This window comes from Phocaeicola sp. RTP21359st1_B8_RTP21360_211022 (genome assembly GCF_040911965.1).
GTDB classification, from domain to species: domain Bacteria; phylum Bacteroidota; class Bacteroidia; order Bacteroidales; family Bacteroidaceae; genus Phocaeicola; species Phocaeicola vulgatus.
The window spans coordinates 1-22,410 of record NZ_JBDFXP010000038.1 but is presented as its reverse complement, the minus strand read 5'-3'; the positions used below and the strand labels follow the sequence as shown (position 1 = coordinate 22,410).

33 protein-coding genes are annotated in these 22,410 nt (G+C 52.8%); 21 read left to right on the top strand and 12 right to left on the bottom strand.

Annotated elements, in window-relative coordinates; all coding sequences use genetic code 11:
• Positions 1-340: 340 nt before the first annotated feature.
• Positions 341-697: a hypothetical protein gene (locus AB5062_RS17310; protein WP_227238917.1), complete on the bottom strand. Its 357-nt coding sequence runs from the start codon at positions 695-697 to the stop codon at positions 341-343.
• 42 nt (positions 698-739) lie between these two features.
• Between AB5062_RS17310 and AB5062_RS17305 the strand changes: the two genes are divergently transcribed.
• From AB5062_RS17305 to AB5062_RS17205, 21 genes are all read left to right on the top strand, one after another.
• On the top strand, positions 740-1,024 hold the full coding sequence (locus AB5062_RS17305; RefSeq protein WP_129593460.1) for a hypothetical protein: 285 nt from the start codon (positions 740-742) through the stop codon (positions 1,022-1,024).
• A 20-nt stretch (positions 1,025-1,044) separates the two neighbouring features.
• Positions 1,045-1,806 (top strand): ParA family protein, encoded by a 762-nt coding sequence (locus AB5062_RS17300; protein ID WP_004322043.1) that lies wholly within the window; start codon positions 1,045-1,047, stop codon positions 1,804-1,806.
• Between the two features lie 4 nt (positions 1,807-1,810).
• Positions 1,811-2,221 carry a DUF3408 domain-containing protein gene (locus AB5062_RS17295; protein ID WP_004322040.1) on the top strand — a complete coding sequence of 137 codons (411 nt, stop codon included), beginning with the start codon at positions 1,811-1,813 and terminating at the stop codon, positions 2,219-2,221.
• Between the two features lie 29 nt (positions 2,222-2,250).
• Positions 2,251-2,604, top strand: a complete 354-nt coding sequence (locus AB5062_RS17290; RefSeq protein ID WP_004322038.1) for a DUF3408 domain-containing protein — start codon at positions 2,251-2,253, stop codon at positions 2,602-2,604.
• A gap of 2 nt (positions 2,605-2,606) precedes the next feature.
• A complete protein-coding gene (locus AB5062_RS17285) occupies positions 2,607-3,320 on the top strand; it encodes a hypothetical protein (RefSeq protein ID WP_004322036.1) in 714 nt (237 codons plus the stop codon).
• A gap of 175 nt (positions 3,321-3,495) precedes the next feature.
• Positions 3,496-3,807 (top strand): DUF4134 domain-containing protein, encoded by a 312-nt coding sequence (locus tag AB5062_RS17280; RefSeq protein WP_004322034.1) that lies wholly within the window; start codon positions 3,496-3,498, stop codon positions 3,805-3,807.
• A 41-nt stretch (positions 3,808-3,848) separates the two neighbouring features.
• The gene (locus AB5062_RS17275; RefSeq protein ID WP_004322031.1) at positions 3,849-4,184 is read left to right on the top strand and encodes a DUF4133 domain-containing protein; all 336 of its coding nucleotides are present in this window, start codon (positions 3,849-3,851) and stop codon (positions 4,182-4,184) included.
• The gene (locus tag AB5062_RS17270; RefSeq protein ID WP_004322029.1) at positions 4,181-6,685 is read left to right on the top strand and encodes a TraG family conjugative transposon ATPase; all 2,505 of its coding nucleotides are present in this window, start codon (positions 4,181-4,183) and stop codon (positions 6,683-6,685) included. Before AB5062_RS17275 ends, AB5062_RS17270 begins: the two co-directional genes overlap by 4 nt.
• Before the next feature lie 125 nt (positions 6,686-6,810).
• Positions 6,811-7,224 (top strand): DUF3876 domain-containing protein, encoded by a 414-nt coding sequence (locus AB5062_RS17265; protein WP_004322027.1) that lies wholly within the window; start codon positions 6,811-6,813, stop codon positions 7,222-7,224.
• 27 nt (positions 7,225-7,251) lie between these two features.
• Positions 7,252-7,890, top strand: coding sequence for a DUF4141 domain-containing protein (locus AB5062_RS17260; protein WP_004322026.1), 639 nt, complete (start codon positions 7,252-7,254; stop codon positions 7,888-7,890).
• Positions 7,891-7,893: 3 nt separating this feature from the next.
• Positions 7,894-8,919, top strand: a complete 1,026-nt coding sequence (traJ, locus tag AB5062_RS17255) for a conjugative transposon protein TraJ (protein ID WP_007841019.1) — start codon at positions 7,894-7,896, stop codon at positions 8,917-8,919.
• A gap of 81 nt (positions 8,920-9,000) precedes the next feature.
• A complete protein-coding gene (traK, locus tag AB5062_RS17250) occupies positions 9,001-9,624 on the top strand; it encodes a conjugative transposon protein TraK (protein ID WP_004322024.1) in 624 nt (207 codons plus the stop codon).
• Entirely contained in the window at positions 9,624-9,890 is a 267-nt protein-coding gene (locus AB5062_RS17245) for a TraL conjugative transposon family protein (RefSeq protein WP_008761198.1), read from the top strand. The genes traK and AB5062_RS17245 overlap by 1 nt, the downstream gene beginning before the upstream one ends.
• Positions 9,887-10,975, top strand: a complete 1,089-nt coding sequence (locus AB5062_RS17240) for a hypothetical protein (RefSeq protein WP_004322022.1) — start codon at positions 9,887-9,889, stop codon at positions 10,973-10,975. The genes AB5062_RS17245 and AB5062_RS17240 overlap by 4 nt, the downstream gene beginning before the upstream one ends.
• Positions 10,976-10,994: 19 nt before the next feature.
• Positions 10,995-12,326 (top strand): conjugative transposon protein TraM, encoded by a 1,332-nt coding sequence (gene traM / locus AB5062_RS17235; protein WP_004322021.1) that lies wholly within the window; start codon positions 10,995-10,997, stop codon positions 12,324-12,326.
• An 85-nt stretch (positions 12,327-12,411) separates the two neighbouring features.
• A complete protein-coding gene (gene traN / locus AB5062_RS17230; protein WP_032539475.1) occupies positions 12,412-13,404 on the top strand; it encodes a conjugative transposon protein TraN in 993 nt (330 codons plus the stop codon).
• Positions 13,401-13,958 (top strand): conjugal transfer protein TraO, encoded by a 558-nt coding sequence (locus AB5062_RS17225; protein ID WP_004322018.1) that lies wholly within the window; start codon positions 13,401-13,403, stop codon positions 13,956-13,958. Before traN ends, AB5062_RS17225 begins: the two co-directional genes overlap by 4 nt.
• A gap of 12 nt (positions 13,959-13,970) precedes the next feature.
• Complete coding sequence (locus tag AB5062_RS17220; RefSeq protein ID WP_007841022.1) at positions 13,971-14,864, top strand: toprim domain-containing protein; 894 nt, start codon at positions 13,971-13,973, stop codon at positions 14,862-14,864.
• Positions 14,865-14,869: 5 nt separating this feature from the next.
• A complete protein-coding gene (locus tag AB5062_RS17215; RefSeq protein WP_004322015.1) occupies positions 14,870-15,379 on the top strand; it encodes a DUF3872 domain-containing protein in 510 nt (169 codons plus the stop codon).
• Positions 15,376-15,897, top strand: a complete 522-nt coding sequence (locus AB5062_RS17210; protein ID WP_004322014.1) for a hypothetical protein — start codon at positions 15,376-15,378, stop codon at positions 15,895-15,897. The genes AB5062_RS17215 and AB5062_RS17210 overlap by 4 nt, the downstream gene beginning before the upstream one ends.
• Before the next feature lie 94 nt (positions 15,898-15,991).
• Positions 15,992-16,975, top strand: coding sequence for a phage exclusion protein Lit family protein (locus tag AB5062_RS17205; protein ID WP_004322013.1), 984 nt, complete (start codon positions 15,992-15,994; stop codon positions 16,973-16,975).
• Between the two features lie 122 nt (positions 16,976-17,097).
• Here the strand turns inward: AB5062_RS17205 and AB5062_RS17200 are convergent, their stop codons facing one another.
• From AB5062_RS17200 to AB5062_RS17150, 11 genes are all read right to left on the bottom strand, one after another.
• Positions 17,098-17,301: a hypothetical protein gene (locus AB5062_RS17200; RefSeq protein WP_008156960.1), complete on the bottom strand. Its 204-nt coding sequence runs from the start codon at positions 17,299-17,301 to the stop codon at positions 17,098-17,100.
• A gap of 60 nt (positions 17,302-17,361) precedes the next feature.
• The gene (locus tag AB5062_RS17195; RefSeq protein WP_004322012.1) at positions 17,362-17,607 is read right to left on the bottom strand and encodes a hypothetical protein; all 246 of its coding nucleotides are present in this window, start codon (positions 17,605-17,607) and stop codon (positions 17,362-17,364) included.
• A complete protein-coding gene (locus tag AB5062_RS17190; protein WP_004322011.1) occupies positions 17,604-17,822 on the bottom strand; it encodes a DUF3873 family protein in 219 nt (72 codons plus the stop codon). The genes AB5062_RS17195 and AB5062_RS17190 overlap by 4 nt, the downstream gene beginning before the upstream one ends.
• Positions 17,823-17,833: 11 nt before the next feature.
• Positions 17,834-18,091, bottom strand: a complete 258-nt coding sequence (locus AB5062_RS17185) for a hypothetical protein (protein WP_004322010.1) — start codon at positions 18,089-18,091, stop codon at positions 17,834-17,836.
• Between the two features lie 27 nt (positions 18,092-18,118).
• On the bottom strand, positions 18,119-19,453 hold the full coding sequence (locus AB5062_RS17180) for a PcfJ domain-containing protein (RefSeq protein WP_004322009.1): 1,335 nt from the start codon (positions 19,451-19,453) through the stop codon (positions 18,119-18,121).
• Positions 19,454-19,457: 4 nt separating this feature from the next.
• The gene (locus AB5062_RS17175) at positions 19,458-19,880 is read right to left on the bottom strand and encodes a PcfK-like family protein (RefSeq protein ID WP_004322008.1); all 423 of its coding nucleotides are present in this window, start codon (positions 19,878-19,880) and stop codon (positions 19,458-19,460) included.
• Positions 19,881-19,897: 17 nt separating this feature from the next.
• On the bottom strand, positions 19,898-20,491 hold the full coding sequence (locus tag AB5062_RS17170) for a hypothetical protein (protein ID WP_004322007.1): 594 nt from the start codon (positions 20,489-20,491) through the stop codon (positions 19,898-19,900).
• A gap of 9 nt (positions 20,492-20,500) precedes the next feature.
• On the bottom strand, positions 20,501-20,791 hold the full coding sequence (locus AB5062_RS17165) for a hypothetical protein (protein ID WP_004322006.1): 291 nt from the start codon (positions 20,789-20,791) through the stop codon (positions 20,501-20,503).
• A 19-nt stretch (positions 20,792-20,810) separates the two neighbouring features.
• Entirely contained in the window at positions 20,811-21,032 is a 222-nt protein-coding gene (locus AB5062_RS17160) for a hypothetical protein (protein ID WP_004322005.1), read from the bottom strand.
• 11 nt (positions 21,033-21,043) lie between these two features.
• Entirely contained in the window at positions 21,044-21,262 is a 219-nt protein-coding gene (locus AB5062_RS17155; protein WP_004322004.1) for a hypothetical protein, read from the bottom strand.
• Positions 21,263-21,487: 225 nt separating this feature from the next.
• Entirely contained in the window at positions 21,488-21,910 is a 423-nt protein-coding gene (locus AB5062_RS17150) for a hypothetical protein (RefSeq protein ID WP_227225167.1), read from the bottom strand.
• Positions 21,911-22,410 lie beyond the last annotated feature (500 nt).

The following is a 22,410-nucleotide window of genomic DNA, read 5'->3' as shown; positions in this document are numbered from 1 at the left end:
ACTGTTGGAAAGCGATGGAGGAATGTGCTAAGATGTCCACGAGACTACATTTAGCACAAGTGAAAAAGAGTTCTTCATGTTTGTAGTCAATATGTTTGCGAATCCGCAAGCATTCTTGCCCGCCAGCCTGCTCACCTGCCTGCCAGTCTGCTTGCCCTTGTGCCTGCCTGCCGGCATACAGGCATTGGAGTGCTGAAATGCCAAAGAGCGAAAATCAGCCAAGCAAGAAAACTATTGGAAAGCGATTGGTAGGAATGAATTAAGATGTTCATGAGTCCACATTGGCCACAATAGAAAAAGTTCTACCTATTTGTGGCCAATATGCCTGCGAACCTACAAGCTAGCATTCTTCCTTGCCAGGTGGCAGGCATTCTTGCCCGCCTGCCAGTTCACCTGCCTGCCAGTCTGCTTGCCCTTGTGCCTGCCTGCCGGCACGCTGGCATACAGGCATCGGAATGGTGAAAATGCCAAATAACGGCCACAAGCCAAACGCAAGATGAGTGGCGATAAGGCCGGGTAAAGAACGCCACAAGCTGCCACGACAACGCCAAATGCTGCCACGCAACGGCAAAAGGATACAACCTTTGAGAAAGCCCCTTTCCTTTGCAGGCGAAACGGTCGGCACGCCTGCCTGCTTCCGGGCTGACATCCTTGCCAACCTGCCTGCCAGTCCGCCAGCCCTTGTGCCTGCCGGCACACAGGCATACAGGCAAAGGCTTGGTGGAAAGGCAAAGGGCGGATGCCGTTTCAATGGGCCAAACGCCAGGAAAAGCGGTGGAAAGGGTGGCCAAAGAACGCCACAAGCTGCCACGACAACGCCAAATGCTGCCACGCAACAGCAAAGAGACACAACCTTGGCGAAAGTCATTTTCCTTTGCAGGCGGAATGGTCGGTATGCCTGCCCTTATGCTTGCCTGCCGGCACACAGGCATGGATGGGAACAGGCATACCGGGAGGGATGCCGGACTGCCTGCTCGCTTACCGGGCGGATGGCTGCCGACCGGACCAAGAAACGGATGTCTAACAAATAAAAAAGAAGAAAGCATGAAAAAAGAACCTTTGTTCATCGCCTTCTCCACCCAGAAGGGAGGAGCAGGCAAAACGACACTCACCGTACTGATGGCGAGTTACCTGTATTACGTGAAGGGATATGACGTGGCGGTCGTGGACTGCGACTATCCCCAGTTCAGCATCAAGGACATGCGCGAACGCGACTTGAAAAGTATCGAGCGCAACCCGTACCTGCGCAAGCTGGCATACGAGCAGTTCAAGCGCATCGGCAAACGCGCCTACCCGATTGTGGGGAGCCGTCCCGGCAACGCGATTGAAACGGTCAGGCCATTTGTCGAGTCGGCGACACCGCCCGACTTCATCTTCTTCGACCTGACGGGTACGGTGAACAACCTCGACCTGATCCGGACAGTAGCGACGATGGACTACATCTTCTGCCCGATAGCCGCAGACCGTTTCATCATGGAAAGCTCGCTGAAGTACGCGGGCGTCATCAACGACACGCTGATCACTACCGGCAAGTCGAACATCAAGGGCATCCGCCTCTTGTGGAACATGGTGGACAAGCGCGAGAAGACCGACCTGTACGACATCTATGACAAGGTGATAGCCGGGATGGGGCTTGAAGTGCTGGACACCAGTCTGCCCGACAGCAAGCGTTTCCGCAAGGAAGGCTCTGAGGAAGGCGACCGCCCGTTTTTCCGCTCCACGCTGCTGCCGCCGGACAAGGCATTGGCGAAAGGGAGCGGCATCGATGCCCTCGCGGAAGAAATACTCGGCATCGTAAAGCGTTGAACCGATGGCCAAGAAACTCGATGTCGATATTGACCCCGGCAAGTTCCTGGATTCGTTCCGTCCGGAAATGCCCGCGCCCGCCTCCCCGGGGAGCCTCGGAACAGATGGCAACACTTCCGCAAAGGAGGCCAGGCTGGCGGAAAAACCGAAAGCAAAGGTGGGCAAGGATGCCACGGAAAAGGAAGAGGAATACCTGGAACGCTTCCTCCATGCACCGAGAATCCCCGTGTGTTCGGGCAAGACCGCCTACATCCGCAAAAGCTACCACGAGCGGATACAGCGTATCGTGCAGGTCATCGGGAAGAACGGGCTTACGTTGTCGGTCTATGTGGACCGTGTGCTGGAGCAGCACTTCCGCGAATACGAGGAAGTGATCCGCCGACTTTACAAGAAAAATTACGAGGACATTTATTGATTTTATTCACCCTAAAAAACGAAAACAAGATGGGATTTTTCAATTCGAGAATGAAAAAGAAGGGGAATGGCAACCCGAAGGCGGACACTCCCCAAGTGAACAATCTGGAAAAGGCGGACGTAGTCATCCACATTGTGGACGACACCCAATTAGAAAAAGCGGCGGTGTTCCTCCGCTATCTGACGCCCAGACAAGGAGCGCACCGCCAGTGCATTTACCTCAGCCGTGAGATGCACGGGAAGCTGTCCCGCATTGTGCGGACACTGGGCGGGAACGGCAGCACCATTGGCGGGTACATCGAGAATGTGCTGGAAGAGCACTTGCAAACCTATGGGGACGACATCAATGCCCTGTTACGCCGTGAAACCTCGCAACCGCTCTGACGATGGCCGAGCTGCTCATCGTGCTGATGATGGCCTTCAACCTATGGATGGTCATCTACCTGACTTGGGAACGCCGGGAAGAAAACGTACCCAAGGAGGACAAGGAAAAGGATGTGGGCGCACCGGAAAGGTCCGGCGACATCATGGGGAAAAGCCTGTTCCGGATGCCTGAACGAAAACCGCAGGCTGCTGCACCGATGTCCAATGCCACCGTGCAAGCCCCCGGCGAGGAGGTGGACGAGAAGGACGTGGCCTTTGACGATGAAACTGCCTCCCCCAATAGCCGGCTTTCGGGAGCCAGGCCGTCGCGCCAAGTGCCCGACGAGGAACTGGACGAGGTGTTTGCCGACAAGCGTGTTTCCGACATCGGGGCGGAATATGACGAAGACGGAGATGATGACGGCGAGCCTCATGAAGCGGGAGGCATGACCTTCGAGGACATCGACCTTGCCATGCGGACGGTGAAGAAACCGAAAGCCACGAAAGAGGAACGCCGTCACGCCGGAATGGTGTTCTGCGACATGAAGGGCAACGAACTGTTCGCGATGATAGAAAAGAGTTCGGAAGCGACCCGCAGGAAACTGGACGAGCTGATGGACTACTATCTGGACTCCGTGTCGGCGGCGCAGGCAAACACTACACCGGTGATTATGCCCAAGAAAGCGCCCGCAGTTCCGGACAACTTCGAGGACTTCAACATCCGCGACTATGTATAACAAGTAAAAACGTAACAGCAATGCGAAAAAAGAAAATCGACTACGGCTAAACCATCGGCTTGCCACCGAGACCACTAAATCCCAAAAGCCGGCTTCATCCAAAGCCGCAAGAATTAAAACAAGTATCAACCGCCAATGGGAACATCCAACCCGGAGGCACAAAACAGAAAAGATTATGACAAAGACATTGAAGAAAAAGCAAATCATCCTCGCGGCCCTCCTGCTGGCTGCCAACATCCAAGTTTTCGCGCAAGGCAACGGCATGGCGGGCATCACCGAAGCCACCAGCATGGTCACTTCCTACTTTGACCCGGCGACGAAACTCATCTACGCCATCGGCGCGGTCGTCGGGCTTATCGGAGGCATCAAGGTGTACGGCAAATTCAGCGCCGGCGACCCCGACACCTCGAAGACCGCCGCAAGCTGGTTCGGCGCGTGTATCTTCCTGATTGTAAGCGCGACCATCCTGCGCTCGTTCTTCCTCTAACAAACGGGTATCCTATACATATATAATAAGGTATAAGGACAATGGCTGAGTACCCCATCAACAAGGGCATCGGCCGTCCGGTGGAGTTCAAGGGCCTGAAGGCGCAGTACCTGTTCCTGTTCGCGGGCGGGCTGCTCGCCGCCTTCATCCTCTTCATCATCCTCTACATGGCAGGCGCGGGCCAGTGGCTCTGCATCGGCTTCGGCGCGGTATCCGCCTCGTCGCTCGTGTGGCTCACGTTCCGGCTGAACGCGAAGTACGGCGAACACGGGCTGATGAAGTTGGGCGCGGCACGGATGCGCCCACGCCATGTGCTCCACCGCAGACGGGTGTCCAATCTGTTAAGACGAAAAAAGAAGAAAGGAAGAAACGTATGAGAAACATCATGAAAGCCACCACGCTGGAAAGCCGCTTCCCCCTGCTTTCGGTGGAACACGGGTGCATCGTCTCGAAAGACGCGGACATCACCGCCGCCTTCGAGGTGGAGCTTCCGGAGGTCTATACCGTCACGGCGGAGGAATACGAGGGCATCCACGCCACGTGGTGCAAGGCAATCAAGGTACTGCCCGACCATTCGGTGCTGCACAAGCAAGACTGGTACGTGAAGGAACGGTACCGCCCCGACCTCGGCAAGGAGGGCATGGGCTTCCTCGCCCGCAGCTACGAGATGCACTTCAACGAGCGCCCGTTCCTGCACCACAAGTGCTACCTGTTCCTGACGAAGACTACGAAGGAGCGCATGAGGCAGCAGAGCAACTGGAATACGCTGTGCCGGGGGCATATCGTACCGAAAGAAATACAGGACAAGGAGACGGCGGTGAAGTTCATCGAGGCGGTGGAGCAGTTCGCGCGTATCCTGAACGATTCGGGGCATATCAAATTGCGCCGCCTCTCCGATGACGAGCTTACAGGCACGGACAAGGAGACGGGCATCATAGGCAGGTACTTCGCCCTGTCGCTGGGCAACGCGGACTGTCTGGAGGACATCGAGATGACGGCAAGGGAAATGCGCGTCGGCGACAACCGCCTGTGCCTGCACACCCTGTCGGACACGGAGGACCTGCCCGCAGCGGTGGCCACGGACTGCCGTTACGAAAGGCTGTCCACCGACCGCTCGGACTGCCGCCTGTCCTTCGCCGCGCCGCTGGGACTGCTGCTGCCCTGCAACCACATCTACAACCAGTATGTCTTCATCGGCAACAGCGACGAGGAACTGCGCCGCTTCGAGAAAACGGCGAGGAACATGCAGTCGCTCTCCCGGTACAGCCGCCAGAACGCCATCAACCGCGAGTGGATTGAAGAATACCTGAACGAAGCGCACTCGCAGGGGCTGAAGTCCGTCCGCGCCCACTTCAACGTGATGGCGTGGAGCGACGACGCGGAGGAGCTGAAACGCATCAAGAACGACGTGGGCAGCCAGATGGCAAGCATGGGCTGTGTGCCGCGCCACAACACGACGGACTGCCCGACGCTGTTCTGGGCGGGCATCCCCGGCAACGCGGCGGACTTCCCGGCGGAAGAGTCGTTCCACACGTTCATAGAGCAGGCGGTGTGCCTCTTCGCGGGCGAGACCAACTACAAGGACTCTCCGTCCGCCTTCGGCATCCGCATGGCGGACCGCATCAGCGGCAAGCCCCTGCACATCGACATCTCCGACCTGCCGATGAAGCGCGGCGTGACGACCAACCGCAACAAGTTCGTATTGGGTCCTTCGGGCAGCGGCAAATCGTTCTTCATGAACCATCTGGTCAGACAATACTATGAGCAAGGCTCCCATGTGGTGCTGGTCGATACGGGCAACTCCTACCAAGGGCTGTGCGAGATGATACACCGCAAGACCAAGGGAAAGGACGGGGTTTATTATACCTATACGGAGGACAACCCGATTTCCTTTAATCCGTTCTACACGGAGGACAAGGTGTATGACATCGAAAAGAGGGAAAGTATCAAGACTTTGTTGCTGACGCTGTGGAAGAAGGACAATGAGCCTGCTACCCGTGCGGAGGAGGTTGCACTTTCCAATGCCGTGTCGCAGTACATAGGACGTATTAAGGAAGACAACAGCATTGTCCCATGCTTCAACACGTTCTACGAGTTTATAGACACGGATTATCGCAAGGTATTGGAAGATAAGAAAGTGCGTGAAAAGGACTTTGACATTGCCAGTTTCCTGAATGTGCTGGAGCCGTACTACAAGGGCGGTGAATATAATTACCTGCTTAATTCGGACAAGGAACTGGACTTGCTACACAAGCGGTTCATCGTCTTTGAAATCGACCAGATAAAAGAGCACGCCATCTTGTTCCCGGTTACGACAATCATCATTATGGAGTTGTTCATCAACAAGATGCGCCGTCTGCAAGGTATCAGAAAGATGATAATAATTGAAGAGGCTTGGAAGGCGATTGCTTCGGCGAATATGGCTTCCTATGTAAAGTATCTTTATAAGACGGTCAGAAAGTATTTCGGCGAGGCAATAGTGGTGACGCAGGAGGTGGACGACATCATCAGCTCGCCCATCGTCAAGGAGTCCATCATCAACAACTCGGACTGCAAGATACTGCTCGACCAGCGGAAGTTCATGAACCGCTTCGACCAGATACAGGGATTGCTGGGGCTGACGGAAAAGGAGAAGTCGCAGATACTTTCCATCAACCAGTCCAACGATTCGTCCAGACGATACAAGGAGGTGTGGATAGGCTTAGGCGGCACACAGTCGGCGGTGTACGCCACGGAGGTGTCCATACACGAATACCTTGCCTATACAACGGAGGAAACGGAGAAGATGGAAGTCCGCGAACTGGCGGGGAAGCTGGGCAGCGACATGGAAGCCGCCATACGGCAGATTGCGGAGAAACGTATGGACGAAGAAAAGTAACCGATGGAAACATCACCCGACCACAGACGGCGTTTGAGGCCACCTTATACGGCATATAAGGGTGTATCAAACGGCGTATGAGGTCAAGACACATTTTATCAACAAAAAAACAAGAATTGAAGATTATGAACATTGAACTGACAAAGACACAACGGCTGCTGCTTTGCGGCGGTCTGATAGGCTTGGCGTCGCTGATGCTGCAAGCCTGCGAGACGGTAATGAAAGAAAACGAAGACATCCGCGAGAAGATTTGCGGCAACTGGCAGAGCGTGGAGGGCAAGCCCGACATATTGGTGTACAAGGAGGGCGCACTTTACAAGGTGACGCTGTTCCGCAGGGCGGGCGTCCACCGGAAACTGAAGCCGGAGACCTACCTGCTGCAAAGGGAGGCGGACGGTAACCTCTACCTGAACACGGGCTTCCGCATCGACGTGGCATACAACGAGGAAACGGACATCCTGTCCTTTTCGCCTAACGGCGACTATATCCGGGTGAACACGGATGAAACAGCCAATGGCGAAAAGAAGAAAGAACAATAAGAATGTACCACTAAATCCAATGTGAATATGAGACAAAAACTGAAAATGCCATTGGTGGCAGCCTGCCTGTGCCTTGCAGGTGCAGGCACGGCAAACGCCCAATGGGTGGTGTCCGACCCGACGAACCTCGCGCAGAGCATCATCAACTCCGCCAAGGAGATGGTGGAAACGGCGGGCACGAAAGCCAACACGCTCAACGGCTTCTTGGAAACCAAGAAAGTGTTTGAGCAGGGAAAGAAGTATTACGACGCGCTGAAATCCGTACATGACGTGGTGAAGGGCGGCGTGAAGGTGTCGAAAAGCATCGGGTTGGTGATGGAAATATCAGAAATCTATGTGGATAACTACCAGAAGATGCTCTCTGATGAGAACTACACGCCGGAAGAGCTTGCCGCCATATCGTCGGGCTACACCATGCTGATAGACGAGAGTTCGGACGTGCTGCAAGACCTGAAGAACGTGGTGAACGTGACGGGGATGTCGCTCACGGACGCGGAACGGCTGGCGATTATCGACAACGCCTACCGCAGCCTGATGAACTACCGCAACCTCGTGCGCTACTACACGAACAAGACCATATCGGTGTCCTACCTCCGGGCAAGGAAGAAGAACGACATGGACCGGGTGATAGGACTCTACGGAAACCCCAACGAAAAATACTGGTAAGTTATGGGAGAGTTCGACAACCTTCACCAGATACTCCTTTCGCTCTACGACGAGATGATGCCGCTGTGCGCGGACATGACGGGCGTGGCGAAAGGGCTTGCCGGGCTGGGCGCGTTGTTCTACGTGGCGGTGCGCGTGTGGCAGTCGCTCGCCCGCGCCGAGGCGATAGACGTGTACCCGCTGCTCCGCCCGTTTGCGCTCGGTTTGTGCATCCTGTTCTTCCCGACCATCGTGTTGGGTACGATGAACAGCGTGTTAAGCCCCATCGTGCAGGGCGTACACGGCATCCTCGAAGAACAGACCTTCGACATGAACGAGTACCGGGAGCAGAAAGACAAACTGGAATACGAGGCGATGATGCGCAACCCGGAGACCGCCTACCTCGCCAGTGATGAGGAATTTGACCGCCAGTTGGACGAGCTGGGCTGGTCGCCCTCGGACTTGGTGACGATGACGGGGATGTACATGGACCGGGCGGCGTACAACATCAAGAAGACGGTGCGTGACTGGTTCCGGGAACTGCTGGAACTGATGTTCGCCGCAGCCGCGCTCATCATCGACACGCTCAGGACGTTCTTCCTCGTGGTGCTGAGCATCCTGGGACCGGTAGCCTTCGCCTTTGCCGTATGGGACGGCTTCCACTCGACGCTCTCGGCGTGGTTCAGCCGCTACATACAGATTTACCTGTGGCTTCCCGTGTCGGATTTGTTCAGCACCATACTGGCGAAGATACAGATTCTGATGTTGCAGAACGACATACAAGCGATGCAGACCGACCCGAACTTCTCGGTGGAGGCGAGCAACGGGGTGTACATCGTGTTCCTCATCATCGGCATCGTGGGCTACTTCACCATCCCGACGGTGGCAGGCTGGATCATCCAAGCAGGTGGCGGCATAGGCAGCTACAACAAGAACATCAACACCGCCGGGGCTTTGGGCGGCAGCGTGGCGGGAGCCGCCGCAGGAAACGTGGCAGGCCGCGCGGGCAAGCTCATCAAGGGAACGGCGGGAAAGCTGTTCCGAAGATAGGCATTCCGGACAATCCGTTTCCGTGAGTTGCCCGACCCTTAAAAACGGATTATTGAACAATTAAAAGACGAAAAGAAGAAAATGGAATTCAAATCACTCAAGAACATCGAGACGAGTTTCCGGCAGATACGTCTGTTCGGCATCGTCTATACGGCGGCCTGCGCCCTCGTGGTGGTCTGCTCGGTGGTGTGCGCCTTCCGCTTCGCCGAGGCGCAACGGCAGAAGATATACGTCCTCGATGGAGGCAAGAGTCTTATGCTCGCGCTCTCGCAGGACCTGTCGCAGAACCGCCCGGCGGAAGCCAGGGAACACGTGCGCCGCTTCCACGAACTGTTTTTCACCCTCTCGCCGGAGAAAAGCGCGATAGAGCACAACGTGAAACGCGCCCTGCTCTTGGCAGACAAGAGCGCGTACAACTATTACGCCGACTTCGCCGAAAAGGGCTTCTACAACCGCATCATCGCCGGGAACATCAACCAAGTGTTGCAGGTGGACAGCGTGGTGTGCAATTTCGACCGCTATCCCTACGAGGCGCGGACATACGCCCGTCAGATGATTATCCGCGAGAGCAACGTGACGGAACGGACATTAGTAACCGCCTGCCGCCTGCTCAACGCGAGCCGCTCGGACGACAACCCAAACGGCTTCACCATCGAGGGCTTCACGGTATTGGAGAACAAGGACATCCGGACGATTGAAAGATAATGCGTATGGGAAAGATGAAAAATCTCATTGAAAAGTGGACCACCGGGCTGAAAGGTTGGTTACGCAATAGGCTGGACGCCCTGCCGCCCAAAGCACGGCTTAGGATAGTCCTTGCGGCATTTGCCGTGTTCGCCTCGCTCTGTCTCTACATGACTGCCGCCGCAATCATCGGCTTCGGCAAAGGGGAAGAGGCATTGGAGATACGGCACATCGAGAAGTTAGAAATATATAATAAGGTGTATCACTCAAATTTGAATCCACAATGAAATTATCAGATTGGATATGGGAAAAGATGGAAAACTTGCAGGATGCCGGATTCCGATGGAAACCGACCTTGAAGTTCTGCCATCAGGTGCTTCGCTTGGATTACAATGCCATTGCCGATTCCATCGTAAGGAACGGGCATCGCCCGGCAATTACGGAAGAGCAGGCAAAAATACTCTGGGATTACCGTTTCTTCCGGAATCTGGACCAGACGGAACGCAGCGGCTGGCACAAGGTTATGGATGTACTGCAACAAACCGATTGGGGCAAACAGCAGGTCTGGTTGTTGTCCGGATTGAAAATGGGGAATGAAACACTTCCCCAAAAACTGAATGCCATGTACACGCTGCTTTGTAGTGCCCATACGGGTAAAAGCCATACCCTATGTCCTCTGCCCAATCCGGAAGAAGTGGCTACCGCCCATAAGCTGGTAGGGTATTGCATGAAGGACGAGGAACTCGACTACTTGAAGCGGCTTGCCCTGCATGGGGAATATCCGGGAGACCTGACCGCCATCAGGCATGGTCTGATGGATATGTACCAAAAGATAGAGGACCTCGAATGGGAACGGGCCAAGGAAATGCGTGCGGACAATCACTGGTCGGCGGACTCCATCGATGCGGCCATCCAGGAGGAAAAAGGACGGATTATGCGCAGTGCCTCCGATTTGTACGAGCAGAAAGTGCAGGGCAAGTTCCCGGACGACTATCGGAAAGCCCTGCACCGGGAACGGATGGTGCTTCATGGACTCTCTCAAAAGGGATGGGACGGGCAGACAAAAATTCCGAAACCTCTGTTGGTCAAGTATGGGTTGGCGGAATCATTCGGAAAAATAAGCGATGCGTTGATGGATTACATTATCCGTTGTGACATGGGAGACGATACTTATCCCAAGCATATGGTAGGGCATCATAACCGCATCATCAAAGAACAGTCCCGGATAGGATTGGAACGCTTGGAACACAGGTTGTTTCCGGATAAAAACAAACCAAAGCTCCATCCGGCTTCTTTGGGTACGCATAAAATGCCCATTCGCTTACAGAATCAGGTAAGCAAAGAGAATAAAGGTATAAAAATCAGACTTTGACAAGCTAATTGAACTGATGATGGAAACAAAAGAACAGAAGAATGAATCAAGAACAAAAGAGAAAAAGCCGCTGACGGAACAACAGCGTCAGCAAAGGCAGAAGATGCTGGTCTATCCGCTGATGGTGCTGCTGTTCGCCGGGTGTATGTGGCTCATCTTCGCGCCGTCCTCCGAGGACAAGGAGAAAGAACGGCAGGGACAGGGATTCAACACGGACATGCCCATGCCCGAAGACTCCAAAATCATCGGGGACAAGGCGAAAGCCTACGAGCAGCAGGATTTGGAAAACAAGCGGAAGGAACGCCGGGGCATGGTGGGCGACCTCTCCGCGTTCTGGAACGACAGCGACGGTGACACGCCAACGGACGATGCCGACACTTCGGACGATTACCGCCTGACACGGACGGAAACGACCGACGGGGAAACGGCGGACGAAAGACAGGCGGGCATCCGCACTTCCGCTGCCGCCTACCAACGGCTGAACACCTCGCTGGGCACGTTCTACGAGCCGCCGAAGGAGGACACGGAAAAGGAGGAACTCCGGGAGCGCATCGACGAACTGGAAGCCATGCTGGTGGCGCAGGATAGCAAGCCTTCCACGATGGAGGAACAGGTCGCCCTGTTGGAAAAGTCCTATGAGCTGGCGGCGAAGTACCAGAATGACAACAATGCCGGACAAGCCGCACAGCCCGATGAAACGGGAGGTTCTGTGAGTACAGGCGAAAAGAGCATGAAGGCAGAACCCGTAAGCGATGTAAGGCGGACGGTGGTGTCCGCCCTGCCGCAGCCCATGACAGACTCGGCGTTCATCGCGGACTATTCGGGGGAACGCAACTACGGCTTCCACACCGCCATCGGTGCGGAGGAAACGACGGGGAAGAACACCATCGCCGCCTGTGTGCAGGGCGACCAGACGCTGACGGACGGGCAGACGGTGAAGCTCCGGCTGCTGGAGCCGATGCGCGTGTCGGGGCGCGTCATCCCCCGGAACACGCTCCTTGTGGGCGCGGCACGGTTGCAGGGCGAAAGGCTCGGCATCGGCATCACCTCGCTGGAACACGGGGGAAACATCATCCCGGTAGAACTGGAGGTGTACGACAGCGACGGGCAGGCGGGCATCTTCATACCCGGCTCGATGGAGATAGACGCGGCAAAGGAAATCGGGGCGAACATGGGCAGCTCGCTCGGAAGCAGCATCAACATATCGACCGACGCGGGGGCGCAGCTCGCCTCCGACTTGGGGCGAGGGGCGATACAGGGCATCTCGCAGTACATCTCGAAAAGGATGCGCACGGTCAAGGTACATCTGAAGTCAGGGTACAGGGTATTGCTCTACCAAGAAAAGGAATGAACAGTCCAAAAACATAAAGGCAAAAAAAGAAAAAATAATCAACAAACTAATTTTTATTTACCACTAAATCCAACGTAAAATGAGTATCAAGAAAGTAATGACAATGTTTGCCCTGCTGATGGGCATCGCCTGTGCGAGCTACGCGCAGGGAGTGACGAACGACAGCACTGCCACCGCCAAGGAGGACGGGCTGGAACTGGTGAAGGACGTCTATCCGCAGACGGAGGAGGACGGCGACCTGTACCACGGTCTGACGAAAAAGCTGATGTTCGACCGCATGATACCGCCGCACGGCTTGGAAGTCACGTATGACAAGACCGTCCACATCCTGTTTCCGGCGGCGGTGCGCTACGTGGACTTGGGTTCGCCCAACCTGATAGCGGGCAAGGCGGACGGTGCGGAGAACGTCATCCGTGTGAAGGCGACGGTCAAGAATTTCCGCAACGAGACGAACATGAGCGTCATCACGGAGGACGGGTCATTTTACACATTTAATGTGAAATACGCCGATGAGCCGCTTATCCTGAACGTGGAAATGAAGGACTTTATCCACGACGGCAGCACGGTGAACCGACCGAACAACGCGCAGGAAATCTACCTGAAGGAACTGGGCAGCGAAAGCCCGATGCTGGTACACCTCATCATGAAGTCGCTGCACAAGGAGGACAAGCGCAAGGTGAAGCACATCGGCTGCAAGCGTTTCGGCATCCAGTACCTGCTGAAAGGGATTTATGTCCACAATGACCTGCTGTATTTCTACACGGAGATAAAGAACCAAAGCAATGTGCCGTTTGACGTGGACTACATCACGTTCAAGATTGTGGACAAGAAGGTGGCGAAGCGTACCGCCATGCAGGAACAGGTGCTGTTCCCGCTCCGCGCCTACAACTACGCCGTCCGTGTAGCCGGGAAGCGGTCCGAACGCACGGTGTTCTGCCTTCCGAAGTTCACCATCCCCGACGGCAAGCAGCTCGTGGTGGAGATGAACGAGAAGGACGGCGGACGCCACCAGACGTTTACCGTGGAGAACGAGGACTTGGTACAGGCTGAAACCATCAACGAACTGCGCGTGCGATGAAAGGAAAGGTACTGTTTATTGTAACGCTTCTGTTCGTCCTCCTGGCAGGACGGGCGGAAGCCCAACGGTGCCTGCCGAAGATGCGGGGCATCGAGTTGAGAGCCGGGCTGAACGAGGCGGACGGCTATGTGCTGGGAGCCATGCTTTCGAGCTACGCGAAAGGTGGGAACAAGTGGGTGTACGGGCTGGAATACCTGAAAACCAGCCACGGATACCGGAGTACGACCATCCCTGCGGCACAGTTCACGGCGGAGGGCGGTTACTACTACAACTTCCTCTCGGACGCGAAAAAGGTGGTGTTCTTCTACGCTGGCGCGTCAGCCCTTGCCGGGTACGAGACGGTGAACTGGGGCGGAAAGACGCTGTACGACGGGGCGAGGCTGAACAACAAGGACGCCTTTGTCTATGGCTGCGCCGCCACGCTGGAAATGGAGCTGTACCTCGTGGACTTCATTGCGCTGACGGCCTCGCTGCGTGAACGCTTCCTGTGGGGCGGCAGCATGGGCGTGTGCCACACGGAATACGGGATAGGCGTGAAGTTCATCATCAACTGAATGTGCGCCTATATGGATATAGAAGCGATGAAACGCTATCCGCTGGAGGACTTCCTTGCACGGCTGGGGCATCATCCCGTGCAAAGACGTGCCAACGCCATCTGGTACAGGTCGCCGTACCGGGAGGAACACACGCCTTCCTTCAAGGTAAACCCGGAAAAGAACCTCTGGTTTGATTTTGGCGAGGGCAAGGGCGGTAACATCTTCGCCCTTGCGGGGGAGTTCATCCAAAGCGGCGACTTCCTCACACAGGCGAGGTATGTGGCGGAGGTGGCGGACATGCCGTTGCAGGACTATGAGCAACGCCGCACCCCCGAAGTGCGGCAACCAGCCGGACACAGCTTCGAGGACGTGGAAGTGCTGCCCTTGCAGAGCCGGGCGTTACTCCATTACCTGCAAGAAAGGGGCATACCGTCCGCCATAGCCATCGCGAACTGCAAGGAGATGCGCTACTCCACGCACGGGAAACGGTATTTCGCCGTGGCTTTCGGCAACTGCGGTGGCGGCTACGAGATACGCAACCCGTTCTTCAAGGGCTGTGTGCCGCCAAAGGACGTCACCCTGCTGCCGTCAGGCTCTGCCGTTTGCAACGTGTACGAGGGCTTCGTGGACTACCTTTCCGCCCGTGCATTAGGCATCGGCGGCGGGGAGGACCACCTTGTCCTCAACTCGGTGTCCAATGTGGCGAGGGCGTACCGGCATCTGGACGGCTACGGAACGGTGCGGTGCCACCTTGACAACGACGAAGCCGGGCGGCGGACATTGGAAGCCCTGCGCACACGTTACGGCGAAAGGGTGTCGGACTGCTCCGGCATCTACGGCGGATGCAAGGACTTGAACGAGTATCTGCAAAGCCGTCTGAAACAAAACGAGAAGAACAACAAGAACATCAAACTTAAAATGTAACGGTTATGAACATGAACAAATTAAACAATACACGGAAAGTGAAAAGAAACATAGTAAAATCATTGGCAACCCTTTGTCTGGGGCTGCTCTCTGTATGCTTCACCGCCTGCGATGACGATTTGGACGTGACGCAAGCCTATCCGTTCACGGTGGAAGCCATGCCCGTGCCGAAGGAACTGGCGCAGGGCGAGACGGCGGAAATCCGTTGCGAACTGGTACGCGAGGGCGAGTTTGACGGGGCGGTCTATACCATCCGCTATTTCCAATACGACGGGGAGGGCACGTTGAAGCTGGATAACGGCTTGGTGTTGCAGCCCAACGACCGCTACCTGCTGGAGAACGAAAAATTCCGCCTATATTACACCTCGGAGTGCGACGAGTCGCAAAGCCTGACCATCACGGTGGAGGACAATTTCGGCAATGCCTGCGAGTGGGAATTGGAGTTCAACAACGACTCGGACGCGGAAACGGAGGGAGGCGTCGCTGTGTCTGACACCTTGAACGCCAGCCGATGATGCGCAAGGCGTTGCTCCTGCTGCTGGCGGCTGCCCTCTGTGGCAGCCTGCCGGCACAAGACACGGACAGCATGGCGGAACTGCTGGCATCGTTTAACAATCATCCCAAGGCTGACATCGCCGTTGAACTGATAAAAAAGTACGAGGGACTGCACGACCGTTCCGATTACCCCTACTACGGCTACGGGCATCGCAGGTTGCCCAACGAAAACCTTTCCTATGACATGACGGAGGCGGAAGCCGAAGCCCTGCTCCGCAAGGATTTGGCGGTGCGCTACAAGCTGTTCCGCAAATTTGGTAAAGATGCCTTGCTTCTTACCGTATTAAGTTTCAATGTGGGTCAAGGGGTATTGCTTGGTCACGGCGGACACCCGAAAAGCAAACTCATCCGCAAGCTGGAAGCCGGGAATCGAGACATTTACCGTGAATATATCGCTTACTGCCGGTACAAAGGAAAGCAGCACGCCATGCTATTCAATCGAAGAAAAACAGAATTTGCGTTGCTATATATTCCGTGATATGATTAAAATTCCTTGCGGTAAATAATTTCGCAAGGAATTTTTGCTTCCAATACAAATAAACATATTATCTTTACAAATAAATTTTCGAAAAATGAAAGAGCCGAAAGAAATCTATTATTTACCTGTAGAACAGTTATCTGATGATGTTATTCAATATATTGAAAAAGTTTTTGAGTTATTAGATGCTGTAAAAAATGATTGCAATAGCAATAATTTTTCTCGCCGATTTACTTTCATAAGAGATGAGAAAGCTATTAGTGATGTTGCGGAAATTAAAAAAGATAATAATAAATTAAATCATATATATATCAACGAAAATTTCTGTCAGTATTTATGGTCTGTTTGTGTCTATCTTATCGCATATTTTGAAAATGTTATACATATCCCTATGATGGATGCTGTTGGTATTAATAAAAATGGATATAAGCCCAATATGATAGATGTAGAATATGGCAATGATTGTTTTTTCAGAGGACGGCAATTATTACATAACTTTAATAGAGATGCATATTGGGTTACTCCAAATATCTGTAATCCGCAGCAATTTGAAAATATTATAAGCCATGCGAATGATGTCTATTGTGCTGCAATAGCATTTATATATGCTCACGAGTTTTCACATAATTATTTGGGGCATACACAAATACAGCAAACGCTTTCTCGTTCAATAAATGATGAAATTGCAGCAGATGATATGGCAATTAGCTTTATTCAAACTGAATATAACTCTGCATGGGGAAGAACCTATAAGGCAGGAATTGCAACTACATTAGCAGCCCTTTTATTAATGGGAGAGGATTCTATTTCTGGTGGTGGAACCCATCCAGATATGGATGTTCGAATAGAAAATTTGGTTACTAAACTGGAATTGCACGAAATGGATCTTCTTTGGGGCTATTTAGGGGTTGCTTTAAGATTATGGCTTCTTGTTTTTGATGGCTTATCCATCAAAGAGGATATGCAGCAACCGGGGTTTGGTTCATACAAAGAGATATATTTATATTATATAGAAAAATTAAAGATTGTCAGGCAACAACGTTATCCTACAATTATCAAACCAGACTGGGATATATAATTAATGACTTCATTGGATTTTTCCATCTTATCGAAGATGGGGGCAACGGTTTCTTTGCTACTTTCTTATCCGCCGACCTGCTCATGAAAGAAAGTAGCGGGCGGCAAGCCTGCCGCCCGATTTTACCGCTTTATCCTTTGCAGCACACGCTCAAGTGTGCGCTCGGCAATGGGGCGTGTGTCCTTGTTCCAAAGGTTATACCCGTGTACGGATATTCCCACGCTCCGCAAATCTCGGATATAACCGGACGCTTCATCTTGCGTGGGCAGGTAAACGAACTGCACCCATGCGTCCCTGCCGTCTGTCAGTATGAAATAGTATTTCATTTCGCTTGTTTTTTCAGTTGTTACGAATGGAGTGTGGGCGGTGTTTCCACCGCCACGCACTCAAAATTCCTTTATGTCGGCGATAGCCGTGCAGCGTGTGAGCCATTCCTTTACGCAGGGCATGTTGTATTCGGAAGTGATGACTGCCGTATGCCCGTTTATCTGCGTAAACCTCGTACTTTCATAGTCCTCCACCCATCCTTTGAGGCTGTCCGTTCCCCATGCGTCCGCATCGGCGAACATATTGTCCAAAACCTTGATAGGGTCGCTGAACGTCACTATCAGCGTTTCATATCCTGCGCTCATCGTCTGCCCTCCTTCGCTTTAATCCATTCGTCACGCAACCGCCTGCACTCGTCCAATGTGGGTTTCACGCAGGAGAACAGTTCTCCCGTTGTGGTGTCCCGATAGTCATATTGGTACATCGTGCGGACTTTGCGCCCGATTTTCAGTTGGAATTTCTCGTATTTCTCACCTGCCGTGCAGGTGCTTACTCCGTTAATAGTCATTCTTGTTGTCATAGCCTTATCAATTAAAATTCAACAATCAGTAATCTGTTCTCCAAACATTGGTCGGGGTCGGATGCCTTTTTCTGTGTCACCCACAGATGGTGTGCGCCATACCCGAATGCGAAAAGGGCGTTGAAAAGTTTCTTTCGGGCGAACACCTCCATTACCCCCCTTACATCCTGCTCGTCCTTTGTCAGTACAAGCGTGTTCAACAATTCGATGAACATTTCAGGCAGTTTCTCGTGCCACCCGAAAATCATGTTTTCTATTCTCACTTCCATATCAATAAGTATTAAGTTGTTAAACGATTACGCTGCTTCTTTCATCCGTTTCCGTATCTGCTCGGCATTGTCCTCCACCAATTTGATGATGCGGTCGTGGTATTCGGTGTTGGAGTTGCATACGCCACGGCTCTGCACCACTTTTAATGTCCGCAAGTCCACCTCCACTGTCTCGATGCGTCGCTCGTCTATCCGTGCGGAAAGTATCAGGGAGTTCTCATTGTTGTAGTAGGCGTTGGCATAGACGCAATGGTGCATGGCTTTCCCCTCCTCGTAGAACTCGTCCACGCTTTGCAGCACCTTGACGATGATTAGACCGTCCGTCAGTACAAGGTTGAGGAATGCGGCTTTCTTTCGGATATACTCGTCTTTCTCTTTCGCCATTTCTTCCAGACGCTTCCGCTCACGCTCCAACCGCTCGGCTTCCCACTCCCTGTGTTGCTGCTGCCGTTCACGCTCCAATTGGACTTGCCGTTTCCCCATATACAGGTCGTGAGCCGCCTTGAAATCGGGCGGGCATATGAAACGGGGGTTGCGCAAATCTTTTCCCAATCTCTCTAAGAGATATACGAGGTCGCACCACAATGAGATGTCGGTTATGGCATATTTATTCCGCATGGCTATCTTGTACGAGTTCCAACATCTGTCAAGTACCTGCGGACGGGAGAGGAAATAGCGCAAGTGTTCGATGTTGCCCGACTTCAGCAATGTTTCCGCACGGCTGTCCGAAAGGATAGCCTTGAAGAAGTCGTAAGGCAGTATGCCGTGCAGGTTGCCGTCAAAGCCATTTCGCTTAATTTCGGGGATAATCCGTCGGCGTGGATAGGTGCATATCGGGTCAATGTCATACACCTTATGCTGGTTGTTCCTGCGGATTTCCATCGGGCTGTCCTCGTTCCACAAGTCGTAGTAGAGAAGTGAAAAGCCACGCAACCTTGCCACTGTCTCGGACTTGCCGTCAGGAGCAATCCACCGCTGTGCCACCTCAAAGATGGAATACTCCGCCTTTTGCCCGACTTTCTGACGGCTCCTGACGAAAAAGAAACGTATTACCTGGTAGCCTTTGCAGGTGGTGATGATGGAGAAATACTCGTTGTCCACGAACACCCTCTTTCGGGTGTCCGTGATTTCCAATGCCGTGCCGCAGTTCGGGCAGGTGCATCCGCAAAGCGTGTCGGCAAGGCTGTGTCCGCTTTTCCATGCGTGTCCGCACTCCGTGCAGGTAATGACGCCTTTTGCAGTCCGCCTGCCGTAGTGCTTGAAACAATGGTGGAAAGCGTAGGTTCTCTGTGCGTTTGTCAGTTCGGGCAGGGTTGCGCTCAGACGGATGACTTCTTTCTGTATGGGTGTCTTGGGTTTCATAGGTTCAGAATAATGAAAGTTCAACTTGTTGTGCGTTTGTCTTTTGGTTCGCCTTAGCCTTGTTCCGGTTTTGCATCTTGCGCAGTTCCTCGTCTTGGTATTGGCGGATGGCTCTCTGCCTTGCTTCCGCCTTTTCCTCGTCCGTCAGTTCAACTCCGCATACCATGACTTGGCACGGGATTGGTTTGCCGATGTCGATGTCGTCCTCGTCAAAATAGTGTACCGCTTGCGACAAGACTTCCCCTGCGGTAACGCCTATGCCGTTGCCTCCATTGCATTGGCTTTTCGCCCAATGCAACAAATAGGTGATGCAATCGTCCATGTTCTTGTTCGGCTTGCTGTAACTTGCTGCAAACAGCTTGTCCTCCGCCGCACGGCTGTCCAAATAGGCTTGGATGGTCCGCTTGAAATGGTCTGTTCCGTTCATATCTGTATGTATTTTAGTTATTTGAAAAATTCTCCGTTGGATAAAAACTCGTATTCGTTGGCTTCGCAATCACGCTCAAAGGCTTCCTCGTTGCTAGCATATTCCACATCATCCCTGCAAAAGCGGAAAAAGCTGTCGATGCAGTCATTCATCAAGTCATACAAGTTCGTATGCTTGTCGGGGACTTTCAGAAAGTCGTATATGGGTTTCAGTATGTCCATGTCCGCACAATAACCCGTCAGCACACAATCATTGGTTACGGATATCCGACTTCTGCGCTGTTTGTGGAAGTCCTTTTTGTGCCAATAGGTCTTGGGCTTGAAAAGGTTGTGCCAATAGTTGTTCACGATGAATTTCAGCAACCGCACACCGCACAGTTCTTCCTCTTCCCCGCTGTAATTTGAGATGAATTGGAAATTATAGGTACAGGCATCATAATTCCACCTGCTTACCTTTACCTTGAAAATCTCCTCAAAGGCTTTCAACGTTGCCCTGTTGTCGGATGCGTCATATTCAAAGCCTTTCAACCACTTCCAATAGGCGTTCTCTTTCGCCTTGTCCGAAAGCTCGTCCACCTTGTAAACTTCGTATTTCCTCGTTTCCGTTCTCATAACTTTGCTCTATTGTTCGTCCAACATATTGTGATAAAACAACTCGTCATCCCGTCCGTAGATTTCCATCGTAGGGTTGTTGTCGTTTTCCGCAGGGGACAGTCCTTCCACCGTTTCGGGGTTCAATTCGTAGTCGCAATAGATGACGTTCTCGTCCATACCGATATGGCTGTTCACGTCTTTATCTTCCCATGAAAGAATGATGGATTTGGCTTCTTCATAGCTGTTCGCTTTGATGGAGAAGCGGGTACGTTCCCAGCAAGTTACCTTGCAATCCATATAAAAGTCAAAAGTTTCCATTGTCTGTAATTTAAGATGGTTATACGGTTTTCTGTAAAATCTCTATGTGGTATTGGGGCGGGCATTCCAAGATGAGAAAGGCGATGAAGTCCTTTCTTGCCTCCTTGTTCAACTCGTGGTACAACCTCCTGAATGAGGAAAAGTTACCGTTGATGCACACCTCTACCATATACTCGAAGATGTTGTCCACCTCGTAATACCTGCATTGTTGTGCCACTGTCTTGCTGTGTCTTTTCGCCATATCCGTATGAATTAAAGGGTTAATAACCAAATGAAAATTCCGATAGCTGCCACTACTGAAAGCAGGGCGGTGAGGATGCCGAACATGAAGTTCAACATACCCAGCAGGATTTCCCCTGCGATGCCCACCGCCAAACCTCCTGCGCAAAGGGTAATGCCCCATGCTGCTCTCACCATTGCGGACAATACGCTCCGCATAGCCTTTCCGATGTCGTTCAATGTCATTCTCATATCTTCCAATTTTTAGATTGTTGTTACTTGTCTTGCTCGGATGGGGAGGTCGGGTCGAGTCCTTTTTCTTTTCGCCTCTCCGTATGTCCGATGTCTCCTTGTGACGTCTTCCGACCGCGCACCGGTCGTTTTCGTTTCAGGGGAAAAAGCAAAGGTCAGGGGAGTAGGTTCAGCAAATTTTTTCGACAGAATACTACCTGAGCCTGCGAAGTGTGGAGATTGTGGCTAAAAAATTTGTGTTCCTAATCCCGTCTTTACCTTTGCCCCTGCAACGAAAATGACCACTGATGCCGTCTGGAATGGCGGCATGGGGACATTGGCATACACTTGGAGAGACGGAAAGGAAAAGGGGGAAGTATGTGAAATGGCGCAACGCGCCACAGGAAAATCGAAAGGGCGGCGCAACTGACAAGGGAAAGCCTCGCTTTCCTGCCGCCGTGACGGAAGTCCCGTGACCGTCATTGTCATGCGGGCATGGCTTGCGGTCGCGGGTGTTCCTCCGGCGGCATCTGTCTGAAAATGGTCTTGCCTGCCATTGCTCCGATTGGCAACGGCAGGGCAAGACGGTTGGAAGACAGGCCACACATGACAGCCGGGAATAGTCGCAGGAGCAGATTCACGCTTGCCGTGTCCTGCATCCGGCGGCATTTCCGGCTGACAACGGAAACGAAAAAAGAAAAACGAATAAGACGGTCTTGGCCGTTCAGCACAAGCACATAAAAGAAGTGTCCGCGACGATGGCAGTGTCACTGGTGACATTGTGGTCGTCGTGGGCTTTTCTTTGCTTGTGCTGCTTCTGAAATGGGCTTGCGCACATCAAGCCGGAAGCCGTTTTCAGAACAGGAAAAATGATGGAGGATAAAATTTGCGGGCGAAATAAAATTGCGGGAAATTTTGCAAAGACGGGGACTGTTTTGTACCTTTGCAAAAAGTAAGGACGTTCTTTCGCTTGATGCAAAATGAGGCAGATTATAGAAGTTCGCTGGTTTCTAAACCGTTAACAAGTCTGTTTTGTTTCTCTGTTAATTATCTCATAGCTTGAAAGATACAATTTTTATTGTGTCTTGCGAGGTGAAAGGTGATTTTCTTGGTTATCCCTGCTGCCGTGAGCCACCGTTGGAGTGGTCCTTGCAGCATCTTGTCCTTGA

Coding starts and splice junctions, on each gene's coding strand:
- AB5062_RS17150 (WP_227225167.1), bottom strand. CDS start 21,910: ATGCCGCCGGATGCAGGACACGGCAAGCGTGAATCTGCTCCTGCGACT.
- AB5062_RS17305 (WP_129593460.1), top strand. CDS start 740: ATGCCGTTTCAATGGGCCAAACGCCAGGAAAAGCGGTGGAAAGGGTGG.
- AB5062_RS17265 (WP_004322027.1), top strand. CDS start 6,811: ATGAACATTGAACTGACAAAGACACAACGGCTGCTGCTTTGCGGCGGT.
- AB5062_RS17180 (WP_004322009.1), bottom strand. CDS start 19,453: ATGAAACCCAAGACACCCATACAGAAAGAAGTCATCCGTCTGAGCGCA.
- AB5062_RS17175 (WP_004322008.1), bottom strand. CDS start 19,880: ATGAACGGAACAGACCATTTCAAGCGGACCATCCAAGCCTATTTGGAC.
- AB5062_RS17155 (WP_004322004.1), bottom strand. CDS start 21,262: ATGAGAATGACATTGAACGACATCGGAAAGGCTATGCGGAGCGTATTG.
- AB5062_RS17170 (WP_004322007.1), bottom strand. CDS start 20,491: ATGAGAACGGAAACGAGGAAATACGAAGTTTACAAGGTGGACGAGCTT.
- AB5062_RS17200 (WP_008156960.1), bottom strand. CDS start 17,301: ATGAAATACTATTTCATACTGACAGACGGCAGGGACGCATGGGTGCAG.
- AB5062_RS17210 (WP_004322014.1), top strand. CDS start 15,376: ATGATGCGCAAGGCGTTGCTCCTGCTGCTGGCGGCTGCCCTCTGTGGC.
- AB5062_RS17295 (WP_004322040.1), top strand. CDS start 1,811: ATGGCCAAGAAACTCGATGTCGATATTGACCCCGGCAAGTTCCTGGAT.
- AB5062_RS17280 (WP_004322034.1), top strand. CDS start 3,496: ATGACAAAGACATTGAAGAAAAAGCAAATCATCCTCGCGGCCCTCCTG.
- AB5062_RS17290 (WP_004322038.1), top strand. CDS start 2,251: ATGGGATTTTTCAATTCGAGAATGAAAAAGAAGGGGAATGGCAACCCG.
- AB5062_RS17300 (WP_004322043.1), top strand. CDS start 1,045: ATGAAAAAAGAACCTTTGTTCATCGCCTTCTCCACCCAGAAGGGAGGA.
- AB5062_RS17240 (WP_004322022.1), top strand. CDS start 9,887: ATGAAATTATCAGATTGGATATGGGAAAAGATGGAAAACTTGCAGGAT.
- AB5062_RS17225 (WP_004322018.1), top strand. CDS start 13,401: ATGAAAGGAAAGGTACTGTTTATTGTAACGCTTCTGTTCGTCCTCCTG.
- AB5062_RS17195 (WP_004322012.1), bottom strand. CDS start 17,607: ATGAGCGCAGGATATGAAACGCTGATAGTGACGTTCAGCGACCCTATC.
- traK (WP_004322024.1), top strand. CDS start 9,001: ATGGAATTCAAATCACTCAAGAACATCGAGACGAGTTTCCGGCAGATA.
- AB5062_RS17190 (WP_004322011.1), bottom strand. CDS start 17,822: ATGACAACAAGAATGACTATTAACGGAGTAAGCACCTGCACGGCAGGT.
- AB5062_RS17245 (WP_008761198.1), top strand. CDS start 9,624: ATGCGTATGGGAAAGATGAAAAATCTCATTGAAAAGTGGACCACCGGG.
- AB5062_RS17285 (WP_004322036.1), top strand. CDS start 2,607: ATGGCCGAGCTGCTCATCGTGCTGATGATGGCCTTCAACCTATGGATG.
- AB5062_RS17205 (WP_004322013.1), top strand. CDS start 15,992: ATGAAAGAGCCGAAAGAAATCTATTATTTACCTGTAGAACAGTTATCT.
- AB5062_RS17160 (WP_004322005.1), bottom strand. CDS start 21,032: ATGGCGAAAAGACACAGCAAGACAGTGGCACAACAATGCAGGTATTAC.
- traJ (WP_007841019.1), top strand. CDS start 7,894: ATGGGAGAGTTCGACAACCTTCACCAGATACTCCTTTCGCTCTACGAC.
- AB5062_RS17275 (WP_004322031.1), top strand. CDS start 3,849: ATGGCTGAGTACCCCATCAACAAGGGCATCGGCCGTCCGGTGGAGTTC.
- AB5062_RS17270 (WP_004322029.1), top strand. CDS start 4,181: ATGAGAAACATCATGAAAGCCACCACGCTGGAAAGCCGCTTCCCCCTG.
- AB5062_RS17260 (WP_004322026.1), top strand. CDS start 7,252: ATGAGACAAAAACTGAAAATGCCATTGGTGGCAGCCTGCCTGTGCCTT.
- AB5062_RS17215 (WP_004322015.1), top strand. CDS start 14,870: ATGAACATGAACAAATTAAACAATACACGGAAAGTGAAAAGAAACATA.
- AB5062_RS17220 (WP_007841022.1), top strand. CDS start 13,971: ATGGATATAGAAGCGATGAAACGCTATCCGCTGGAGGACTTCCTTGCA.
- AB5062_RS17185 (WP_004322010.1), bottom strand. CDS start 18,091: ATGGAAGTGAGAATAGAAAACATGATTTTCGGGTGGCACGAGAAACTG.
- AB5062_RS17165 (WP_004322006.1), bottom strand. CDS start 20,791: ATGGAAACTTTTGACTTTTATATGGATTGCAAGGTAACTTGCTGGGAA.
- traM (WP_004322021.1), top strand. CDS start 10,995: ATGGAAACAAAAGAACAGAAGAATGAATCAAGAACAAAAGAGAAAAAG.